This window comes from Planotetraspora sp. A-T 1434, from assembly GCF_025420585.1.
Taxonomy (GTDB): Bacteria; Actinomycetota; Actinomycetes; order Streptosporangiales; family Streptosporangiaceae; genus JAOEGB01.
The window spans coordinates 1-652 of the sequence record NZ_JAOEGB010000097.1; the positions used below are offsets into that span (position 1 = coordinate 1).

Below are 652 nucleotides of genomic sequence, written 5' to 3' on the forward strand. Positions count from 1 at the left end.
GCTCCTGCGCCCCCTGGGCTGCCTCCTCTTGTTCCGCCGCCTGGTGTGGCCTGTGCCCTGGTCCGAGGTCGCCGCTGTGACCACAGTCGCCGGCCGTTTCATCGGCTCCCGGATGCGTGGTTTGACCGGCTTGCTGATCGGCCCTGTGGTCGGTGGGGTCGGCGTAGTCCTCATAGGAGTCGCCGGGGCGATCGCCGGGTTCGCCGGGTTCGCTGGGTTCGCTGGGTTCGCCGTCGTTGGGTTCGCCGGGTTCGCTGGGTTCGCCGGGCCATGGATCGTCTGGTGCCGGAGCGGTCGGTTGAAGGCCGCCGGTGTGGTCTGGCCATAGGTCGCCCAGTTGGCCGTCGTCCGGCGAGACGCCCTCTGCCTTCCGGTGCCTCGGCTGGCCCGCCAGACCACCGCCTGCCAGACCACCGCCCGCCAGACCACCGCCCGCGAGAGCACGGTCCGCGAGGGCATGGTCCGCGGGGGCATGGTCTGCCGGGCCCCCGTCGGGCGACCGTGAAGCGGAGGTGGGACGTCCGGAGGCGGAGGTTGTGGATCCGGGACGCGCCGTCCCCATGGAGCCGGCGGCTGCGGAGTCGGTCCCGGTGGAGTCGGTCCCGGTGGGGCCGGTCCCGGTGGGGCCGGTCCCTGTGGGGCCGGTCCCTGT

Annotated in this window: 2 protein-coding genes; both read left to right on the forward strand. The window is 73.3% G+C overall.

Features of this window, described 5'->3' with window-relative positions; all coding sequences use genetic code 11:
- The coding region (locus N5079_RS35115; protein ID WP_261588538.1) for a hypothetical protein at positions 1-328 on the forward strand (328 nt) is incomplete at its 5' end.
- 9 nt (positions 329-337) lie between these two features.
- Positions 338-505, forward strand: coding sequence for a hypothetical protein (locus tag N5079_RS35120; protein ID WP_261588539.1), 168 nt, complete (start codon positions 338-340; stop codon positions 503-505).
- The last annotated feature ends 147 nt before the right edge of the window (positions 506-652 follow it).